The 20,322-nt window shown below is 29.2% G+C and carries 17 protein-coding genes and 1 tRNA gene; 14 read left to right on the top strand and 4 right to left on the bottom strand.

From position 1 onward, the window contains the following. The first annotated feature begins 8 nt into the window (after nt 1-8). From acsE to FRIFI_RS12300, 9 genes are all read left to right on the top strand, one after another. Entirely contained in the window at nt 9-821 is an 813-nt protein-coding gene (acsE, locus tag FRIFI_RS12340) for a carbon monoxide dehydrogenase/acetyl-CoA synthase methytransferase subunit (RefSeq protein WP_166506006.1), read from the top strand. 41 nt (nt 822-862) lie between these two features. Then, a complete protein-coding gene (acsB, locus tag FRIFI_RS12335) occupies nt 863-2,989 on the top strand; it encodes an acetyl-CoA decarbonylase/synthase complex subunit alpha/beta (RefSeq protein ID WP_166506005.1) in 2,127 nt (708 codons plus the stop codon). Nucleotides 2,990-3,013: 24 nt separating this feature from the next. Continuing rightward, on the top strand, nt 3,014-3,388 hold the full coding sequence (gene gcvH / locus FRIFI_RS12330; protein WP_092923603.1) for a glycine cleavage system protein GcvH: 375 nt from the start codon (nt 3,014-3,016) through the stop codon (nt 3,386-3,388). Between the two features lie 225 nt (nt 3,389-3,613). Further along, nucleotides 3,614-5,554 carry a corrinoid activation/regeneration protein AcsV gene (gene acsV / locus FRIFI_RS12325; protein ID WP_166506004.1) on the top strand — a complete coding sequence of 647 codons (1,941 nt, stop codon included), beginning with the start codon at nt 3,614-3,616 and terminating at the stop codon, nt 5,552-5,554. Between the two features lie 222 nt (nt 5,555-5,776). Further along, on the top strand, nt 5,777-5,962 hold the full coding sequence (locus tag FRIFI_RS12320) for a CooT family nickel-binding protein (protein ID WP_092923609.1): 186 nt from the start codon (nt 5,777-5,779) through the stop codon (nt 5,960-5,962). Nucleotides 5,963-5,995: 33 nt separating this feature from the next. Next, nucleotides 5,996-6,415, top strand: coding sequence for a DUF3842 family protein (locus FRIFI_RS12315; protein WP_092923612.1), 420 nt, complete (start codon nt 5,996-5,998; stop codon nt 6,413-6,415). Nucleotides 6,416-6,427: 12 nt separating this feature from the next. Then, entirely contained in the window at nt 6,428-6,733 is a 306-nt protein-coding gene (locus tag FRIFI_RS12310) for a DUF8180 domain-containing protein (protein WP_092923615.1), read from the top strand. A 264-nt stretch (nt 6,734-6,997) separates the two neighbouring features. Then, nucleotides 6,998-7,088, top strand: a tRNA-Ser gene (locus tag FRIFI_RS12305). 78 nt (nt 7,089-7,166) lie between these two features. Next, a complete protein-coding gene (locus FRIFI_RS12300) occupies nt 7,167-8,732 on the top strand; it encodes a ClC family H(+)/Cl(-) exchange transporter (protein WP_092923618.1) in 1,566 nt (521 codons plus the stop codon). Nucleotides 8,733-8,807: 75 nt separating this feature from the next. Here the strand turns inward: FRIFI_RS12300 and FRIFI_RS12295 are convergent, their stop codons facing one another. Then, nucleotides 8,808-9,722, bottom strand: coding sequence for a ribonuclease H-like domain-containing protein (locus tag FRIFI_RS12295; protein ID WP_166506003.1), 915 nt, complete (start codon nt 9,720-9,722; stop codon nt 8,808-8,810). Between the two features lie 113 nt (nt 9,723-9,835). Here FRIFI_RS12295 and FRIFI_RS12290 point away from each other — a divergent pair, with 113 nt between their 5' ends. Further along, nucleotides 9,836-11,878 (top strand): ATP-dependent helicase, encoded by a 2,043-nt coding sequence (locus FRIFI_RS12290; protein WP_176579620.1) that lies wholly within the window; start codon nt 9,836-9,838, stop codon nt 11,876-11,878. Nucleotides 11,879-11,977: 99 nt separating this feature from the next. After that, entirely contained in the window at nt 11,978-12,523 is a 546-nt protein-coding gene (locus FRIFI_RS12285; protein ID WP_166506002.1) for a hypothetical protein, read from the top strand. Here the strand turns inward: FRIFI_RS12285 and FRIFI_RS12280 are convergent. Then, nucleotides 12,450-13,445: an asparaginase gene (locus tag FRIFI_RS12280; RefSeq protein WP_092923629.1), complete on the bottom strand. Its 996-nt coding sequence runs from the start codon at nt 13,443-13,445 to the stop codon at nt 12,450-12,452. The two genes, FRIFI_RS12285 and FRIFI_RS12280, sit on opposite strands and share 74 nt — an antisense overlap. A 174-nt stretch (nt 13,446-13,619) precedes the next feature. Here FRIFI_RS12280 and FRIFI_RS12275 point away from each other — a divergent pair, with 174 nt between their 5' ends. The 3 genes from FRIFI_RS12275 to thiI all read left to right on the top strand — a co-directional run bounded on the left by FRIFI_RS12275 (nt 13,620) and on the right by thiI (nt 16,794). Further along, complete coding sequence (locus tag FRIFI_RS12275; RefSeq protein ID WP_092923632.1) at nt 13,620-13,901, top strand: hypothetical protein; 282 nt, start codon at nt 13,620-13,622, stop codon at nt 13,899-13,901. 516 nt (nt 13,902-14,417) lie between these two features. Continuing rightward, complete coding sequence (locus FRIFI_RS12270; RefSeq protein WP_092923635.1) at nt 14,418-15,569, top strand: cysteine desulfurase family protein; 1,152 nt, start codon at nt 14,418-14,420, stop codon at nt 15,567-15,569. Nucleotides 15,570-15,621: 52 nt separating this feature from the next. After that, complete coding sequence (thiI, locus tag FRIFI_RS12265; RefSeq protein WP_092923638.1) at nt 15,622-16,794, top strand: tRNA uracil 4-sulfurtransferase ThiI; 1,173 nt, start codon at nt 15,622-15,624, stop codon at nt 16,792-16,794. An 80-nt stretch (nt 16,795-16,874) separates the two neighbouring features. Here the strand turns inward: thiI and pflA are convergent, their stop codons facing one another. Beyond that, entirely contained in the window at nt 16,875-17,609 is a 735-nt protein-coding gene (gene pflA / locus FRIFI_RS12260; RefSeq protein WP_166506001.1) for a pyruvate formate-lyase-activating protein, read from the bottom strand. Nucleotides 17,610-17,935: 326 nt separating this feature from the next. Continuing rightward, on the bottom strand, nt 17,936-20,167 hold the full coding sequence (gene pflB / locus FRIFI_RS12255; protein ID WP_092923644.1) for a formate C-acetyltransferase: 2,232 nt from the start codon (nt 20,165-20,167) through the stop codon (nt 17,936-17,938). Nucleotides 20,168-20,322 lie beyond the last annotated feature (155 nt).

Genomic DNA, 20,322 nt, shown 5'->3' with positions numbered 1-20,322 from the left:
TAATTACTATGGAAAAGTTCATGATAATAGGGGAAAGAATACACTGTATATCACCAGTAATAAGAAAAGCATTAGAAGAAAGAAATCCAGAGCCAATACTTAAAAGAGCTAAAGAGCAATTAGAAGCAGGAGCTCACTATATAGATTTTAATATAGGGCCAGCTGAAAGAGATGGAGAAGAGTTAATGACTTGGGGAGTTCAATTACTTCAAAAAGAATTTAACAATGTTCCATTAGCATTAGATACTGCTAATAGAAAAGCTATAGAAGCAGGTCTTAAAGTTTACAATCCTATAAATGGTAAAGCTATAATAAACTCTGCAGACGCAGGTGGAAGAATAGATTTAATAGACTTAGCAGGAGAATACCAAGCTAAAGTAATAGCTTTATGTGCTAAAGAAGGTATACCAAAGGATAATGATGAGCGTATGGCTTACTGTCAAGAAATGTTAGAAAGAGGTTTAATGGCTGGATTAGAGCCAGAAGACATGTTATTTGACCCATTATGCTTAGTTATAAAAGGTATGCAAGATCAACAAATGGACGTTTTAGAATCTATAAGAATGATGACTGAAATGGGATTATTAACTACAGGTGGATTATCTAACGTATCTAATGGTTGTCCAAAGCATGTTAGACCAATACTTGATAGTACTTGGCTTGCAATGGCAATGGCAAATGGATTTAGTTCAGCTATAGTAAACCCATGTGACGAAGAAATAATGAGAACAGTAAAATCTTGTGACATAATAAGAAATGCCTCTTTATATGCTGACTCATATTTAGAGCTTAATGAAGGTGGATTTGCATTTAATGCATAATAAAGAAAAGAGATAAGAAGCTTAAAAAGGGGGAAAATAGAGTGAATTTATATAATACTATTTTTAATGGTTCAGAACAAGCTTTGGCTGCTGCTAAAGGCGCTGTAAGCGAAGCAATAGAAAAACATGGAAGAGAACATAATGTAGCATTCCCTGATACTGCATATTCATTACCTTGTATATACGCAGCAACAGGACAAAAAATGAATACGTTAGGTGATTTAGAAGGTGCTTTAACTATAGTAGAAGGTTTAGTAAATAGAACTCATTTATTAGAGCATGCACTTAATGCTGGTTTAGCTACAGCTTTATCTGCTGAAGTTATAGAAGCTGTAAAATATGCTACAATAGATGCACCATATAGTGAACCTTGTGCGGGTCATATAACTGACCCTATAATAAGATCATTAGGTGTACCTCTAGTTACAGGAGATATACCAGGGGTTGCTGTTGTACTTGGAGAATGCCCAGATGCAGAAACTGCAGCTGAGATTATAAAAAATTACCAATCTAAAGGATTACTTACTTTCTTAGTAGGAAAAGTAATAGATCAAGCTATAGAAGCTGATGTTAAGATGGGTCTAGAACTAAGAGTTATCCCTCTAGGATATGATGTAACTTCTGTTATCCATGTTGTATCTGTAGCAGTAAGAGCAGCATTGATATTTGGAGGATTAAATCCAGGAGATTTAGCAGGATTATTAGATTATACTGCTAAGAGAGTTCCAGCATTTGTTAATGCATTTGGACCATTAAGTGAATTAGTTGTATCTTGTGGAGCTGGAGCAATAGCTTTAGGATTCCCAGTTATAACTGATCAAACAGTATTAGAAGTTCCAATGAATTTATTAACTCAAAAAGATTATGATAAGTTTGTAGCTACTTCATTAGAAGCTAGAGGAATAAAGATAAAGGTAACTGAAATACCTATACCAGTATCTTTTGCTGCTGCATTTGAAGGTGAAAGAATAAGAAAAAATGACATGTTTGCTGAATTTGGTGGAAATAAAACTGAAGCTTGGGAACTTGTTGTTAAAAAAGAATTAAGTGAAGTTGAAGACCATAAAATAGAGGTTATAGGTCCAAATATAGATGAAATAGAGTCTGACGGTGTTGTAAGATTACCACTTGCTGTTATAGTTAAAATAGCTGGTAAAGCAATGCAAGAAGATTTCGAACCAGTTTTAGAAAGACGTTTACACTACTTCTTAAACTATATAGAAGGTGTAATGCATGTTGGTCAAAGAGATATGTCTTGGGTAAGAATATCTAAAGATGCTTTTGAAAAAGGATTCAGATTAGAGCATATAGGAGAAGTTTTATATGCTAAGATGCTAGATGAATTTGAATCAGTTGTTGATAAATGCGAAGTAACTATAGTAACTGATGCACAAAAAGTATCAGAAATGAAGGGTGAAGCTATAGATAGATATAATTCTAGAGATGAAAGATTAGCTTCATTAGTTGATGAAAGCGTTGAGGAATTCTATTCTTGTAACCTTTGTCAATCATTTGCACCTGCACACGTTTGTGTTGTTACTCCTGAAAGACTTGGATTATGTGGAGCAGTTAGCTGGTTAGATGCTAAAGCTACTAAAGAACTAGATCCAACAGGACCATGCCAACCAATAGTTAAGGGTGAATGCTTAGATGAAAGAACAGGAATATGGCAAGCAGTTAATGAAACAGTATGTGAAATATCTCAAGGTGCTGTTGAAAATGTTACATTATATTCTATATTAGAAGATCCAATGACTTCTTGCGGATGCTTCGAGTGTATATGCGGTATAATGCCAGAAGCAAATGGATTTGTTATAGTTAATAGAGAGTTCTCTGGTGAAACTCCTGTTGGTATGACATTTGGAGAATTAGCTTCTATGACAGGTGGAGGAGTTCAAACTCCAGGATTCATGGGTCACGGAAGACACTTTATATCTTCTAAGAAGTTTGCTTATGCTGAGGGTGGACCAACTAGAATAGTTTGGATGCCAAAAGAGTTAAAAGAATATGTAGCAGATAAGTTAAATGCTAGTGTTCAAGAATTAACAGGTATAGAAAACTTTACAGATATGATATGTGATGAAACTATAGCTAGTGATTCTGAAGGAGTATTAGCATTCTTAGAGGAAAAAGGTCATCCAGCTTTAGCAATGGAATGTGTAATGTAATCAACTAATAAGGGGGATAATCAAATGAAAGTTATACCAAGTTTAAGATATTCAGATAAACATACATGGGTTAGAGTGGAAGGAGAATTTGCTTATATAGGAATAACTGATTTCGCTCAAGATCAATTAGGAGAAATATTATTTGTTGAAATGCCAGAACTTGAAGATGAATTAACTCAAGGTGAAGAATTTGGTGTTGTTGAATCTTCAAAAGTAGCATCTGACTTAATAGCTCCTATATCTGGTGAAGTTGTTGAAATAAATGAAAAATTAGATGATGAGCCAGAGTATGTAAATGAAGATGCATATGATGCATGGATAGTAAAAGTTAAAATATCTGATGCAGATGAATTAGAAAACTTATTAACTGCTGAGAAATACGAAGCTATAGCTGAGTAGTTATAAATAAGGAGTACAGAAGATTTAGTAAATCTAAAACATCTGTACTCCTTTGATTTTATACAAAATAAATGTAGTAAATTTTATTAAATTTAAGGCATAGGTTTTTAAATTGATAGTACTATAATTTTACACACAAAAGATACTTATAATATTATGAATTTGAGTACTTATAAGTTGGATTAGGGTAAAATTATACTATATAACATATTGGGGGATAGGTATATGATTAGAGTAAATTTTAAGTCGCACAATAAAGAAGTTATATGCAGTAAAGGAGAAAATTTATTAGAAATAGCAAGAAATAATAAAATATTTATAGATGCTCCATGTAACGGAAACGTGTCTTGTGGGAAATGTAAGGTTAAGCTATTAAAAGGAAAAGTAGATACAGAAAAAACACTACATATAAAAGATGAAGAATGGGAACAAGGATATATACTCGCATGTAATACTAAAGTAATAGAAGATATAGAAATAGAAGTTCCATCAAAATTATCTTCATCTATGCATGGTATGAAAATAGAAGGTAGCGATAAGAAAAAAGACCAGGAAATATTTGATAGAGCAAAAAAAATAATAGAAGATAATAATTTTGATTTTAAAACTAATATAGAAAAAACATATATAGAATTAGATAAACCAACTATAGATGATAATATATGTGATATTGATAGAATAGAGAGATATGTTAGAAATAATTTAGGATATGATGAAATAGATTATACAGTAGAGTTACTTAGAAAAGTTCCAGAGGTTATAAGAGAAAGTGATTTTAATGTAACTATAACTTATGTTAAGAAGAAGAATAAAATAACTATATTAAATATAGAACCAGGGAACAATGAAAATCAATTATATGGAGTAGCCATAGATATAGGAACTACATCAGTCGTAGTATGTTTAGTAGATTTATATTCAAAAGAGATTGTAGATAAGGCATCATCAGGTAATGCACAAATAAAGTATGGTGCAGATGTTATACATAGAATTATATACTCAACAAAGAAAAATGGACTTAAGCATTTAAGAGATGCTGTTATAGACGAAACTATAAACCCATTATTAGAATCTATCTATATTAAAAATAATATAGATAAAGATAATGTAGTAAGCCTTGTAATAGCAGGAAATACAACTATGTCTAGTTTATTTTTAGGAGTTCACACAGATTATTTAAGACAAGAACCATTTATACCTCCATTTTTAAAATCACCAAAATTAATAGGCAAGGATATAGGCTTAAATGTAAATGACAGTGCTTATATATTCTTAGCACCATCAGTAGCTAGTTATGTAGGAGGAGATATTACAGCAGGGGTATTATCAGCTGGAATATGGACAAGTGAAGAAAATATATTATTTATAGATTTAGGAACTAATGGAGAAATTGTATTTGGAAATAAAGATTATATGATGAGCTGTGCTTGTTCTGCAGGTCCTGCATTTGAAGGTGGAGGTATAAGTTGTGGAATGAGAGCATCAAATGGTGCTATAGAAAAAGTTAGTATAGATAAAGAAACTTTATATCCAAAGTTATCTATTATTGGAGATGATAAACCTATTGGTATATGTGGTTCAGGAATAATAGATTTAATATGCCAAATGTTACTTAGTGGGGTAGTAGATAGAAGAGGTAAGATAAATAAAGATTTAAACAATGACAGAATAAGATTTAATGAACATGAAATAGGGGAATACGTATTAGCATTTAAAGAAGAGTATGGTATTGAAAATGATATAACAGTAACAGAAGTGGATATAGATAATTTTATAAGAGCTAAGGGTGCAATATATTCTGGAGCTGCAACACTAATAGAAAGCTTAGGGATGGACTTTAGTGCTATAGATAAGGTATATATAGCTGGTGGAATAGGAAATAATTTAAATATAGAAAATTCTATTTTAATAGGATTACTTCCAGATATAGAAAGAGAAAAGTTTGCATATATAGGAAATAGTTCATTAGTTGGTTCTTATCTTGCTCTTGTAAGCAAAGATGCTAAAATGAAACTACAAGATATAGGTAATGAAATGACTTATGTAGAATTAAGTGTCTATCCAACATATATGGATGAATTTATATCTGCATGTTTCTTACCACACACTAACATAGAACAGTTCCCAACAGTTAAAGAACTGTTAGGAGATAAAGTGAAAATATAAGTATATAATTAATTAAAATCAATTGCGTTATATAGTACAAGGTGATATACTCAAAGTATATAATGTATAGTGATTTGAAATCATGAAGGTTTCTTTATAGTATTGAAATATTAAATACTAAAAGAGACCTTTTTTTGGAGAAAATCACAAACGTTTTCAAGAGGGTAGTTATAAAGTAAACAATAATAATTTAATATTAAGTTAAAACATGGAGGGGTTATTATGTGTGAATCAGCAGCTTATGTACAAAAAGGGGATAAATTAGAAAGAATAATGGAAAATGTAGTAAGTGTAGATCCATTTGAAGGGAAAGTGTACTTAACTGATTTATTGGGAGAACAGAAAATAGTAGATGGAAGTATAAAAGAGATAAGGCTAATGGAACATAAAATAATAATATCAGAGTAAAAAATAAACATAAGAAAAACAGGGGAAGATAGTATGATAATAGCAGTTATAGATGGAATGGGTGGCGGTATAGGGGCCCAGATAGTATCAAATCTGAGAGAAGAATTACCATCATACATAGACATATATGCACTAGGTACTAATTCAATAGCAACAAGCTCTATGATGAAATCTCATGCAAATAAGGGAGCTACAGGGGAAAATGCAATAGTAACTTCTGTAAAGAAGGCAAATATAATAGTAGCACCAGTATCTGTTTCAATGCCAAATTCTATGATGGGTGAAGTAACTTGCAAAATGAGTGAAGCTATAGTAGATAGTGAAGCTCTAAAGATATTTTTACCTATATTGCCTGAAAATATAGAGGTAGTAGGAGTGGAAAACAAGCCATTAGCGCTGTTAATAAAGGATAGTATAGATTTAATAAAGAAAGAATTTAACATAAAAAAATAAGGGGGAGTATATATGTTAACTAATGATAGAATAAAATTACATCATGCAGATGATCATGATCACCCACATGGGCATTGTCATGATCATTCACACCCACATACACATGGTGAAGATGGAGAAAGTAAAGACGAAAAAACTTTAAAAATATTACTACTTCATTGGGTAAATCATAATGAAAGCCATGAGGAAGGATTTAGAGAGTGGGTAGACAAGGCTAGGGCTATAGGAAAAGAAGAAACAGCTAATAGTATAGAGAAAGCTATAGAATATATGCAAAAAGCTAATGAAATGCTTATAGAAGCTAAAAAGCATATGTAATTAAATATAATAGATATATAGCATACTTAGAATAATTAAATTTAAAAGTATGCTATATACTTGATATGACAATAAAGTTTATAGTAAATTTTTATGCATGATAATGTATATTTTAGTTTAAATTATGTAATCTGTGTCTGTTGATAATTTTAAATACATATTATTTAGTATATTGTAAAAAAATCATAAAAATTAAAGAAAACGTATTGACTAAAATTATATAAAAATATATAATAAATATGTAAACAAATACGTAACAAATATGGAGAAGTACTCAAGTGGCTCAAGAGGAACCCCTGCTAAGGGTTTAGGCTGGGTAACCGGTGCGAGGGTTCGAATCCCTCCTTCTCCGCCAGTAAAGACTATCGATTTTTTTAAGCGATAGTCTTTTTTCCTTTTCAGTGAATATAATATAAATGAAAGGAGTAATTTTATGATAAGTACTAATAAGGAAAGAGCTTATAATATATTAAAGAGAAGTCAAAATTCTAAGTATAGGTTAATAAGAGATTCTTTACTTGTAGGGATAGCTGTAGGTCTAATAATTGTTGTATACAGAATACTGGGTTCAAAACTAATGGAATTATTCAAGGGTCTATATTCTAAGGGTAGAGAAGATATACTATTTATACCAGTTATATTTATGATATTAATAGCTTTAGGATATATTGTAGCTCAACAGGTAAAAAGAGAGCCGATGATATCGGGAAGTGGAATACCTCAAGTTGAGGGAATTCTTACCAGAAGAATTAAAATTAACTGGTTTAGGGTTTTAGTAAATAAATTTATAGGAGGCTTACTTTGTTTAGGAGTAGGTTTTTCAGTAGGTAGAGAAGGTCCATCAGTGCAAATGGGTGCATGTGTAGGAGAAGGTATATCTAAAGGATTAGATAAATTAGATAATGAGGAAAAGTATTTTGTAACATGTGGAGCTAGTGCAGGTTTATCAGCAGCTTTTAATGCACCTTTAGCGGGAGTTATGTTTGCATTAGAAGAAGCACATAAGAACTTTTCTCCATTAGTTTTAGCATCTGCAATGACAGCATCTATAACAGCGGATTTTGTGTCAAAGCAATTTTTTGGATTAATGCCATCATTACATACCGCAAAATTAAATGCAATGCCTTTAAAATACTACTGGGTCTTAATAATATTAGGAATTGTAGTAGGAATAAGTGGTGTATTATTTAATAGTGGTATATTAAAAACTCAAACTATATTTAAAAATAGTAAATTAAGCAAAGAAGTAAAGATAATGATTCCATTCATATTAACAGGAATTATTGGTCTTATATCACCAGTTTTATTAGGTGGAGGTCATGAACTTATTATGACATTGCAAGAACAGAACTTTACATTAAATTTACTAATGATATTACTTATAGCAAAATTTATATTTACATTTATATGTTTTGGATCAGGGGCTCCAGGAGGGATATTTTTCCCATTGTTAGCATTAGGGTCAATAGTAGGTAATATAGTAGGAATTATAAGTGCTATGTATATGGGAATACCATCAACTTATATAATTAACTTTGTAGTTCTAGCAATGGCAGGTCACTTTGCAGCAATAGTAAAGGCACCTATAACAGCAATTATATTAATACTAGAAATGACGGGATCTCTTGATCATTTGTTACCACTTTCGATAGTTGTAATAATAGCTCAATTGACATCAGATTTACTTAATTCTCATCCTATATATGAAAGTCTTTTAGAAAGACTTCTTGAAGGTGGGGAATATGAATGTGAGACTGGTGTAAACAAAAAGACATTATTTGAAACAGTGGTCCATATTAATAGTGATTTAGATGGAAAATGTGTAAAAGATATAATTTGGCCTAAAAATTGTTTAATAGTAGGGATAACTCGAGGAGATGTTGAGATAATTCCTAAAGGTTCAACAAAGATAATGGCAGGTGATTATTTAACTATAATGGCAAACCAATGTGAATGCTCGAATGTATTAGATGATGTAGTCAATTTAGCGCAAAATTAAAATTGTATAATATGTTATAGTTCAAATTATAAATTATTGTAATAACTAAGTTATAATAAAAAAAGAACTAAAATCTTATAAAGATTTTAGTTCTTTTTTTATTATATACTCACATAGGTTATAAATATTTAAGTCTAAAAAATTATCGTTAACTTTTAAGGGAATTATTTTATTTAATTGATAAAATAAAACTATATTATTGTCTTTATCTATACCTTTATTCAAACTTATACTAAGTAAAATGTGCTTATCATCTGATAATATAGAGTAATTATCGCTATAAATATTTATAGGTACTTTGTTACCATCAAATATATTATATTTAAGTGTTAATTTAGAATTATTTATCTTAAAGGATAATGGTATAAGTTTTAAGAATAAATCTTTATTGTTAATTACAATGGGCTTTAGTTTCTCTTCTAATATATCTTTTATTTTATAAAGGTACCCTAAATAGTATATATCTTCATAGTTGTGAAGTAATATTTTGCTTTTTAAATCATCAGACTTAGAAGACACAAATTCCTTGTATAGTTTTACGCTTTCTTTTCCTGAAATAGTATCTTCTCTAGATATACCAATGTATTTTTCTATAGTTTTTAGTTTACAATCAGAAAGAGATAGTAAGCCTTTAAATGGCCTTACAATATTTAAAATATCAATATCATCATTTTTATTTAACTCAAAATCAATATTATATTTATTAAAACGAGAATTTAAAAATGGAATATCAAAGGCTAATCCATTAAAGGTTATATGAGTATCAAAGGTACTGATATCATTTATAAATGCTAATAATAAATCTTTTTCATCATCTTCAGTTTGAGCAAAATATTGTTTAATTATGGTTTTATTATCTTTATTAAATAAAATTCCTATAAGTATAACTTTACAAAACTTAGGGCTAAGACCTGTAGTTTCTATATCAAATACGAAGGAATCTGAAGGAATATTTACGAAATTATCTAATGTATTAGTTATGATTTCCATAAAATTTCTCCTTTTTGAAATTATATATTATAATATAGTTTAGCTATATAACTAATATAAAAAGTTATATTTATATTATAGATTAATGAAAGAATACTTCAAGGTGGTAAGTTATGATAAGTATAGATAAATTAAATGAAAATCAAAAGGTTGCAGTAGAACATGTAGATGGACCTTGTATGGTATTAGCAGGTCCTGGATCAGGTAAAACGAGGGTTATAACATATAGGATAGCAAATATGGTAGTAAATAAAGGTATAAGCCCTCGTAGTATACTTGCTATAAGTTTTACAAAAGCATCCTCAGTAGAAATGAAAAATAGAGCGTTAAGTTTAAGTAATGATCATAGAATGAATAAGGTTACGTATGGAACATTCCATTCTGTATTTTTTAGAATACTTAGGTACTTTGAGAAATATAGCTTAGACAATATATTTGATGAAAAATCAAAGAGGCTACTACTAAAAGGCATATTGAAAAGCTTAAATATAGAAAATGCAGATGATGATGAAACTATAGGACAGGTAATAAATGAAATATCCTATGTAAAAAATGAATTGATGGATATTAGAGACTTTACATCAGAGCTATTAACTAGTGATGAATTTTTAAAAGCTTATAATCTATATGAAGAGCATAAAAACCAACATAATAAGATAGACTTTGATGATATGTTAATAAAGACATACCATTTATTAAAGCACAATAAATCGGCACTAGATATGGTTCGTGGAATATATAGATATATATTAGTAGATGAGTTCCAGGATATAAACAAGGTTCAGTTTGAGGTACTAAAACTAATAGCTAATCCTAACAATAATATATTTGTAGTGGGAGATGAAGATCAAAGTATATATGGATTTAGAGGTGCTAGGCCAGACTTTTTATTAGAGTTTGAGCAATATTTTAAAGGAACTAAAAAAGTATTATTAGATATAAATTATAGGTCAAAAGATGAAATAATAAATATAGCTAATAGATTGATAGAAAAAAATGAGAATAGATATGAAAAAGTTATAAAATGTCATCAAGGAGAAGGTGGAAATGTTAAATATATATCTCCTAATGATTCAGAAGAAGAGGCAGTATTTATAGCTAAAGATATATTAGAAGAAATGAAAAAAGATTATGTTGAGTATACTGATTTTGCTGTAATATATAGAACTAATATACAATCAAGAGCGCTAGTAGATGTATTTATGGATATGAGAATACCTTTTATAGTGAAAGATTCGATAATTACTATATATGATCATTGGGCAGCTCAGGATATATTAGCTTATTTAAGAATAGGCGTAAATCCAGATTCAAATAAAGATTGGGTTAGGATAATAAATAAACCATTTAGATATATATCAAAAGAACATGTAAATATGGTTAAGGATGAAAAAAACTTTATAAATGCTTTAATAAATAAATGTAACCTTCATCCAAAACAAGTTAAGACTATAAATGATTTGGATATAGATTTAAGTTATTTAAAAACATTAAATCCTAAAAATGCAATTTCTTATATAAGAACAAGTTTAGATTATGATAGATATATACTAGATTATTGTACAAATAGAAAAATAAAGACAAATGGTTTAATAGAAATATTAAATGAACTAGAAAGTTCTGCTACAAATTTCAATACAATACAAGAATATTTAGATCATATAGAAAGAGTAAAGTCAGAATTGATAGAAAATAAAAATAATCAAAATTCTGATGGAGTAATATTTACTACTATGCATAGTGCTAAAGGATTAGAATTTAAAAATGTATATATAATAGGAGCTACAGAAGGAACTATTCCTCATGAAAAGTCTTATGATATAAATGATGAAGAAAAAAAAGTTAATCAGATTGAGGAAGAGAGAAGGCTTATGTATGTGGCTATAACAAGAGCTGAGGAGAATATATATATAAGCTCTCCATCTAATAAATATGGAAAAAAAGTATCTAAATCTAGATTTATAGATGATATTAAAGGAGCGACTAAAAAAGAAATAGAAAGCTTAACAATAGGAGACAAAATTTATCATAAAAGATTTAAGGAAGGTACAATAGTACAAAAAAATAATAACTTAGTTAAAGTTAAGTTTAGTGATGGAGAAAGAACCTTAGATTATAAAGTGTGTTCAATAAAAAATGTAATTTATAAAATATAGCTTTAGTCAAATATAAAATAAGATAACTTAAATATCTTGTCAATAAGCAAAATTACTTGATTGGAGGTAAGTAACTAGAAATATATATTAGGAGAGAGTATGAGTAAGAAAGTATTAAGAAAATTAGCATATAGTCTAACATTATTTATTCAGATAGCATTAGCCGTATCTATCTTTATAATAGAGTATTTAACTAACAAAAATGCTGGAATTATGCAATATGTGCGATATAATAAGTTTATATTTGAACATGGAATTTTAAATACAAATAACCTACAAGTGATAAAAATAATATCGATAATACTATTTATAATATTTGGAACGATATTTATGCACTGTATTAAGAATAAGAAAAATACATTTATTAGATATCAAATTACTATATCTATGATAATGAGTATAATAGTTAGTATGGTTATAAGTAGTAATTACTTTATAGGTATGTTAGCTTATCATTATTTCATAATAACATTTATTTTAGTATTACTTATACAGATGTTGGTTGTAGGTATAACATTTTATATAGATAATAAACAAAAAATAGGACTTTATAAAGTCCTATTTTTTTGTTTTAATAATATATACCTTTTTCAAAGAAATCTTTTATCTCATCTAAATCATTTGTTTTTCCTAAAGCTAGCATAAGCTTTATTCTAGCCTTTTGACCAGGTAACTCTCCTCCAAAAATACATCCTAAGTTCTTTAAGTCTCTTCCAGAACCTAAGTATCCATAACTATCAAATACCCTTCCAGAATGACATCTAGAAACTATTACAACAGGTATATCTTTCTCCCTAGCATATTTTACACCTTCATACATCTTAGGAGGTATATTACCTCTACCCATAGCTTCTATGACAATACCCTTGTATCCATTATCAGTAGCGAATTTTATAAGTTCATCATCCATACCAACTCCAGATTTAAATAGAGCAACTTTAGACTCAACTTTATCTGTATCTATTATAGATCTATTGACAACATCCTTATATAAAACTAATTCGTTACAATCTATTATACCAAGAGGTCCAGATGTTAAAGATTTAAAAGTATTTAATGATAATGTATTAGTTTTAGTAGCTTCAGAAGCTAAAAGTACTTCATTGTTTAAAACTATAAGAACACCTTTTCCTATAGCATCATCAGATATAGCAGTACAAACAGCAGCAGATAAGTTACTTGGACCATCATATCCAAGCTCTGAACTACTTCTCATAGCTCCTGTGACTATAACAGGTTTTATACTAGTTATAGTTAAGTCTAAGAAATAAGCAGTTTCTTCTAAACTATCAGTACCATGAGTTATAACAACACCGCATATATCTTCTCTAATAAGTAAATCATTAACATAATCCTTTAACTCCATCATTCTTTCAGGAGTCATATGAGGACCAGGTATTTCATCAAAGTTTAAAACTTCTATTTCAGCAACTTTATCTATATTAGTTACCATAGACATTATTTGCTCACCAGATAAAGTAGGAATAGCAGCTCCAATTTCTTTATCTACAGTCATTGATATAGTTCCACCTGTGAAAACTATAGCAACTTTTTTCTTTTTAGTCATGAATGTCCCTCCTTAAAAATATATACATATATATCATAAGTAAATTATATCAAAAAAAAACTATATAAGCATGTTAAATAAAGTTAATTATTTATTAAAAAGAAAGTAAAACTCATAGAAATATAGATAAAAAGTTAGAGGATTGCAAAAAAAGACGATAAATGTAAAATAAAAATGAAATTATACTTAGTATATAAAGAACTTTTAAAATTTATAAGAAAATATTCAAAGTCAAAAATTTTAGTAAAATATATACTCATTAAAATAATTTATATTTTATTATATAAAAAAAAAGAGCTCGGGGAAGCTCTTTTTTGCTATCAAGTTGATTTCCGTTATCAACTTGATAAAATGGATATAAAGTTTATCCGTTCAAAAGGGGTATTGGGAATAGAGATTTTAATTAAGGTTATCAGGGGGATAACCATGTCTATATACTATCAAATTTCGACATAAAAATCAATACTTTTCAAGAAAGTTAATTTATTGTCAAACGAAAATTATAAAAATAAAACCTACTTCTTTTCCGATCTGAAGTAGGCCTTAAATGAATTAAATATTCATTTAAAAGGGGTATTGGGAATAGAGATTTTACTAAGGTTATCAGGGGGATAACCATGTTTATATATTATCAAATTTCGACATGAAAATCAATACTTTAAAGAAAAATATTGAAAAAAATTACAATTCTACAAAATAGTGATAATTTATAATTATTAAGTTAAAATTATAAGTGAATATATAAAATAAAACAACAATTATATTTAATATATATTTAGTAATATTATTATTAAACCTTAAAAAATAACGTAAATATGATATAATAAATAAGTCTATTTAGGTTAATATATAATAGATAAAATTTTTATTTCAATTTGATAAAATAATTTATAAATTGGAAAGAATAAATAAAACATATTTGAATAATTTTGAATTTATATAAATACTTAATACAGGAAGCTGGTGAAAAATATGGAAATATATTTAGATAATAGTGCAACAACTAAACCATATAGTGAGGTTATTGAAAAAGTTGTTTATGCACTTAGCCATGATTACGCAAACCCATCATCTTTACATAGAAAGGGTGTTGAGGTAGAAAAGAATATAAAAGCCATAAGAAGTGAGATTGCTAAAACTTTAGGTGCTAAGGATAAAGAAATTTACTTTACATCAGGAGGAACAGAATCTAATAATACTATAATTAGAGGTGTAGTCAATCTACATAAAAAAAGAAAAAACCATATAATATCTACGAGTATAGAGCATCCATCAGTTTTAAATACATTAAAGGATTTAGAAAACGATGGATGTGAGGTAACATATTTAGATGTTGATAGAGAAGGTAAAATAGATTTAGAGGAACTTAAAAAAGCTATAAAGCCTACTACATGCTTAGTAACTATAATGCACGTAAATAATGAAGTAGGATCCATACAACCTATCCAAGAAATAGGTAAGTACCTTAAGTCATTAAAAGACAAAGTTTATTTACATGTAGATGCAGTTCAATCATATTCTAAGATAAACTTTAGACCATCAAGATATAATATAGATTTTATGAGTGTTAGTGGGCATAAATTCCACGGGCCTAAAGGTATAGGATTTATGTATATAAAGGAAACTAACAGGATAAAACCTATGTTAACTGGTGGGGGACAAGAAATCGGTGTAAGAGCAGGGACAGAAAATGCACCTGGTATATATGGATTAGGCGAGGCTATAAAAATTATAAATGATGATTTAAATTCTAAAATAGAAAAAATATCTTCTTTAAAGAATTTACTTAAAGAAGAAATATCTAAAAATATAGAAGATATAAAAATAAATTCTCCAGAAGATGGAGTGTGTCATATACTTAATATCTCATTTAAAGATATAAAAGGAGAAGTGTTACTTCATTGCTTAGAGCAAAAAGGTATGTATGTATCTACAGGTTCTGCATGTTCTTCTAAGAAAAAAGGAAGTCATGTACTAACTCAAATGAAATTAACTAATGAAGAAATAGAAGGAGCTATAAGATTTAGCTTATCAGATTTAAATACAGAAGAAGAGATTTTAGAAGCTGTAAAAATACTTAAAGAGGAAGTTGAATCTTTAAGAAAAATAATAAGAAGAAGTTGAATTTTTAAGAAAAACAACAAGAAGACGATAATCAAAATATGAGGTGATACATTTGTATAATATATTAATAGTTAAGTACGGGGAAATAGGTGTAAAAGGAAAAAATAGATACTTATTTGAAAATAAGTTAATAAAAAATGTAAAAAATATGCTTAAGCCATTAGGTGAATTTAAAGTTTATAAAGAATTTGGAAGAATATATGTAGACTTAGAAGACTATGATTATGAAGAAGTTGCAGAAGAAGTAAGAAAAGTATTTGGTATAGTAGGAGTATGTCCAGCAATAAGAGCTGAAAAAGATTATACTAAATTAAAGGAATTGGCGTTAGAAGTATTAGAAGAAAAAATAGACGCAGGAGCAAAGAGCTTTAAAGTAGAAAGTAAAAGAGGAGATAAGAGCTTTAAATTTACTTCTCAAGAAATGAGTAGAGATATAGCAGGTTACTTAGTATCTCAAGTTAAAGACAAAATAGCAGTAGATATAAGAAATCCAGAAGTTAGAATACGTTGTGAATATAGAGAAAATCATGTAATGGTATACAGCGATACTATACCAGGTTATGGAGGATTACCTCTTGGAACAAACGGTAGAGCTATGTCTTTATTATCTGGAGGTATAGATTCACCAGTTGCATCTTGGATGGTAGCAAAAAGAGGTATGGAACTAGAATGTATACATTTCCACAGTTATCCATTTACTAGTGAAAAATCTCAAGAGAAAGTAAGAGATTTAGGAAAAATATTAGCTAAGTATTGTGGAAGAGTAAGACTTCATAAAGTTAATATGTTAGAAATACAAAAAGCTATAGGTCTAAATTGTAAAGATGAAGAAATGACTATAATATCAAGAAGATTTATGATGAGAATAGCTCAAGCAGTAGCAGAAAAAAGACACTGTGATGCTTTAGTTACAGGAGAGAGTATAGGACAAGTTGCATCTCAAACTATACAAGGACTAACTTGCACAAATGCATCAGTTAGTATACCTGTATTTAGACCTCTTATAGCTATGGATAAAACTGAAATAGTTGATATAGCTCAAAAAATAGGAACATTTGAAACATCAATACTTCCAGAAGAAGATTGTTGTACAGTATTTGCTCCTAAAAAACCTGTGACTAAGCCTAGATTAGAGAGAATAGAAAAGTCAGAAAATGCATTAGATGTAGAAAAATTAATACAAGATGCTATAGATAACATAGAAGTAGAAGATTTAGAATTCTAATTCTAAAATATATAACAAAAAAAAGAAGTCCTAGGACTTCTTTTTTGTTATATATAAATTATTCAAAGAAATTTAAGGGCTTATTTATTAAATACCTCAACACCAAATTCTTTTAAAACTTGGCTAGCTTTTTTAATATCTTCTGGAGTAGCATCAGGAACACCTTTTAACTCATATTCAATTCCCATACTTTCCCATTTGTGAACACCTATTGTATGATATGGTAATAATTCAAGTCTATCTACATTGTTAAGAGTAGATACAAATTTACCTAATGCCTCTAAGTTTTCTCTATCATCTGTTATACCAGGAACTAAAACGTGTCTTATCCAAACAGGTATATTTCTTTCATCTAAGTGTTTAGCTAACTTTAATGTTTTTTGTATTGTTACACCTGTTAAGTCTTTAGCTTTATCATCTATCATATGTTTTAAGTCAAGTAAAACTAAATCAGTATTATCAAGTATTGGATCTATTTTATCTATATCTACAAATCCAGAAGTATCTAAGCAAGTGTGTATACCATTTTTCTTAGCTTTAGCAAATAATTCTGCTACAAATTCTGGTTGAAGTGTAGCTTCACCACCTGAAACAGTTAAACCACCACCAGAGAATTTCATATAAGATGAGTACTTAAGCACCTCAGTGATTAATTCGTCAGTTGTATATTCTTTTCCACCTTTTGCATCCCATGTATCTCTATTGTGGCAATACTTACATTTTAATGGGCATCCTTGCATAAATACTATAAATCTTATTCCTGGACCATCTACTGTACCAAATGTTTCTATTGAATGAACTCTTCCTTTTATCATAATATCCACCTCTAAGTCGTTTTATAAATTGCGTTTTAAATATACTGTATACATAATATCATCTAAATATATTATAAATTATTATATCTTTAAAGTCTATATTGTTTAAGTAATGTATAATTCCTTATATTTTAATTATACCCAGTAAGTACCTATACAAACTATAAATGTAAAAAAATTTTAGATTATAATGTTATTATATATAATTGATTTTAAAATAAATAAAAAAAGAGTGTAAGTTGATGAGACTTACACTCTGAAAAATTATATACTTTGACTTTTGATAATTGTTAAACTATCTGATGTAAGATTATAGATGTTATAAATTAAGCCATTTTTCCGTGGAATGTTCTGTTTATAACGTCTAATTGTTGCTCTCTAGTTAACTTGATGAAGTTTACAGCGTATCCTGAAACTCTTATAGTTAATTGAGGGTATTTTTCTGGATGCTCCATAGCATCTTCTAATGTAGCTCTATCAAATACGTTAACGTTTAAGTGATGAGCTCCTTGAGAGAAGTATCCGTCCATCATTGAAGATAAGTTGTTTACTCTTTCAGTCATATCTTTTCCTAAAGCACCTGGTACTATAGAGAAAGTATTAGATATACCATCTTGAGCATGCTCGTATGGTAATTTAGCAACTGAAGATAATGAAGCTAAAGCTCCGCTGTTATCTCTTCCGTGCATTGGGTTAGCTCCTGGAGCGAATGGCTCACCAGCTCTTCTTCCGTCAGGAGTGTTACCAGTCTTCTTACCGTAAACAACGTTTGAAGTTATTGTTAATATAGATTGAGTATGGTAAGAATCTCTGTAAGTTTTGTTCTTTCTTATTTTATTCATGAAGTTTTCTACTAAGTCACAAGCTATTTGGTCAACTCTGTCATCGTTGTTTCCGAATTTTGGATAATCTCCTTCTATTTCGAAGTCAACAGCTATACCAGCTTCGTTTCTTATAGTTTTAACTTTAGCATGTTTTATAGCAGATAATGAGTCAGCGCAAACTGATAAACCAGCTATACCACAAGCCATAGTTCTGAATATTTCTCTATCATGTAAAGCCATTTCTAATGCTTCATAAGAGTACTTATCATGCATGTAGTGGATTATGTTTAATGTATTTACGTATAAGTTAGCTAACCAATCAGTGAATGGTTCGAACTTAGCCATAACCTCATCGTAATCTAAGTATTCTGAAGTTATTGCTTCGAATTTAGGTCCAACTTGTACTCCTGACTTCTCATCAACACCACCGTTTATAGCGTATAATAAAGTCTTAGCTAAGTTTACTCTAGCTCCGAAGAATTGCATTTGTTTACCTATTCTCATTGCAGATACACAACAAGCTATACCGTAGTCATCTCCCCAGTATGGTCTCATTAAATCATCGTTCTCGTATTGAACAGAACTTGTATCTATTGAAACTTTTGAACAGAAGTCTTTGAATCCTTGAGGTAATCTAGTAGACCATAATACTGTTAAGTTTGGCTCTGGAGATGGTCCAAGAGTGTAAAGAGTATTTAACATTCTGAATGAGTTTTTAGTTACTAATGTTCTACCATCTATACCCATACCACCGATTGATTCAGTTACCCAAGTTGGGTCTCCTGAGAATAAATCGTTGTATTCTGGAGTTCTTAAGAATTTAACCATTCTTAACTTCATAACGAAGTGGTCCATTATTTCTTGAACTTCTTCTTCAGTTATTGTTCCGTTAGCTAAATCTCTTTCGAAGTATATGTCTAAGAATGTAGAAGTTCTACCTAATGACATTGCAGCTCCGTTTTGATCTTTTATAGCTCCTAAGTATCCGAAGTATAACCATTGAACAGCTTCTCTTGAGTTAGTAGCTGGCTTAGATATATCGAATCCGTAAGATAAAGCCATTCTCTTTAATGCTTCTAAAGCTTTTATTTGATCAGATATTTCTTCTCTAGCTCTTATAACTTCTTCGTCTATGCATCTTACTTCGTATTCAGCTTTTTGAGCTAATTTATCTTCTATTAATCTATCTATACCGTATAAAGCAACTCTTCTGTAGTCACCTATTATTCTACCTCTTCCGTAAGCATCTGGTAAACCAGTTATTATACCAGATCTTCTAGCAGCTCTCATTTCAGGAGTGTAAGCATCGAATACCCCTTGGTTATGAGTTTTTCTATATTTAGTAAATATTTCGCTTATTTCAGGATCACATTCGTATCCGTAAGCCTTACAAGAATTTTCAACCATTTTTATACCACCGAAAGGCATAACAGCTCTTTTTAATGGTGCGTCAGTTTGGAAACCAACTATTGTTTCTAATTCTTTATCTAAGTATCCTGGTGCATAAGCATCTATCATAGATACTGTTTTAGTATCAACGTCTAAAGTTCCGCCATTTTCTCTTTCTTTTTTGAAAAGAGCCATAGCTTCTTCCCATAATTTTTTAGTGTTTTCAGTAGCTCCAGCTAAGAAAGAATCATTTCCTTCATATGGAGTGTAGTTTTCTTGGATGAACCCTCTAACATCTATTTCTTTAGTCCATCTACCTTCTTTAAATCCTTGCCATGCATTCATGTGAATAGCCTCCTTGTTAGGGTTTAAAATTTGTAAAGTTATTTATTGTTATTTAAATTTAAATATTTAATATTATTATTTAAATTTAAATATTTAAAAAATTTATATTATTAATCTAGCTAGATAATTTTTAGACAATATAATAATAACATATA

The sequence above is a fragment of the Romboutsia hominis genome, from assembly GCF_900002575.1.
Lineage (GTDB): Bacteria > Bacillota > Clostridia > Peptostreptococcales > Peptostreptococcaceae > Romboutsia_C > Romboutsia_C hominis.
The sequence above is the reverse complement of the archived record's forward strand: the minus strand, read 5'-3'. Positions and strand labels throughout refer to the sequence as shown.

What these genes read in the sequence shown, in the direction of transcription:
- acsE (WP_166506006.1), top strand. Translation starts at nt 9, where the DNA reads ATGGAAAAGTTCATGATAATAGGGGAAAGAATACACTGTATATCACCA.
- gcvH (WP_092923603.1), top strand. Translation starts at nt 3,014, where the DNA reads ATGAAAGTTATACCAAGTTTAAGATATTCAGATAAACATACATGGGTT.
- acsV (WP_166506004.1), top strand. Translation starts at nt 3,614, where the DNA reads ATGATTAGAGTAAATTTTAAGTCGCACAATAAAGAAGTTATATGCAGT.
- FRIFI_RS12320 (WP_092923609.1), top strand. Translation starts at nt 5,777, where the DNA reads ATGTGTGAATCAGCAGCTTATGTACAAAAAGGGGATAAATTAGAAAGA.
- FRIFI_RS12315 (WP_092923612.1), top strand. Translation starts at nt 5,996, where the DNA reads ATGATAATAGCAGTTATAGATGGAATGGGTGGCGGTATAGGGGCCCAG.
- FRIFI_RS12310 (WP_092923615.1), top strand. Translation starts at nt 6,428, where the DNA reads ATGTTAACTAATGATAGAATAAAATTACATCATGCAGATGATCATGAT.
- FRIFI_RS12300 (WP_092923618.1), top strand. Translation starts at nt 7,167, where the DNA reads ATGATAAGTACTAATAAGGAAAGAGCTTATAATATATTAAAGAGAAGT.
- FRIFI_RS12295 (WP_166506003.1), bottom strand. Translation starts at nt 9,722, where the DNA reads ATGGAAATCATAACTAATACATTAGATAATTTCGTAAATATTCCTTCA.
- FRIFI_RS12290 (WP_176579620.1), top strand. Translation starts at nt 9,836, where the DNA reads ATGATAAGTATAGATAAATTAAATGAAAATCAAAAGGTTGCAGTAGAA.
- FRIFI_RS12285 (WP_166506002.1), top strand. Translation starts at nt 11,978, where the DNA reads ATGAGTAAGAAAGTATTAAGAAAATTAGCATATAGTCTAACATTATTT.
- FRIFI_RS12280 (WP_092923629.1), bottom strand. Translation starts at nt 13,445, where the DNA reads ATGACTAAAAAGAAAAAAGTTGCTATAGTTTTCACAGGTGGAACTATA.
- FRIFI_RS12275 (WP_092923632.1), top strand. Translation starts at nt 13,620, where the DNA reads ATGAAATTATACTTAGTATATAAAGAACTTTTAAAATTTATAAGAAAA.
- FRIFI_RS12270 (WP_092923635.1), top strand. Translation starts at nt 14,418, where the DNA reads ATGGAAATATATTTAGATAATAGTGCAACAACTAAACCATATAGTGAG.
- pflA (WP_166506001.1), bottom strand. Translation starts at nt 17,609, where the DNA reads ATGATAAAAGGAAGAGTTCATTCAATAGAAACATTTGGTACAGTAGAT.
- pflB (WP_092923644.1), bottom strand. Translation starts at nt 20,167, where the DNA reads ATGAATGCATGGCAAGGATTTAAAGAAGGTAGATGGACTAAAGAAATA.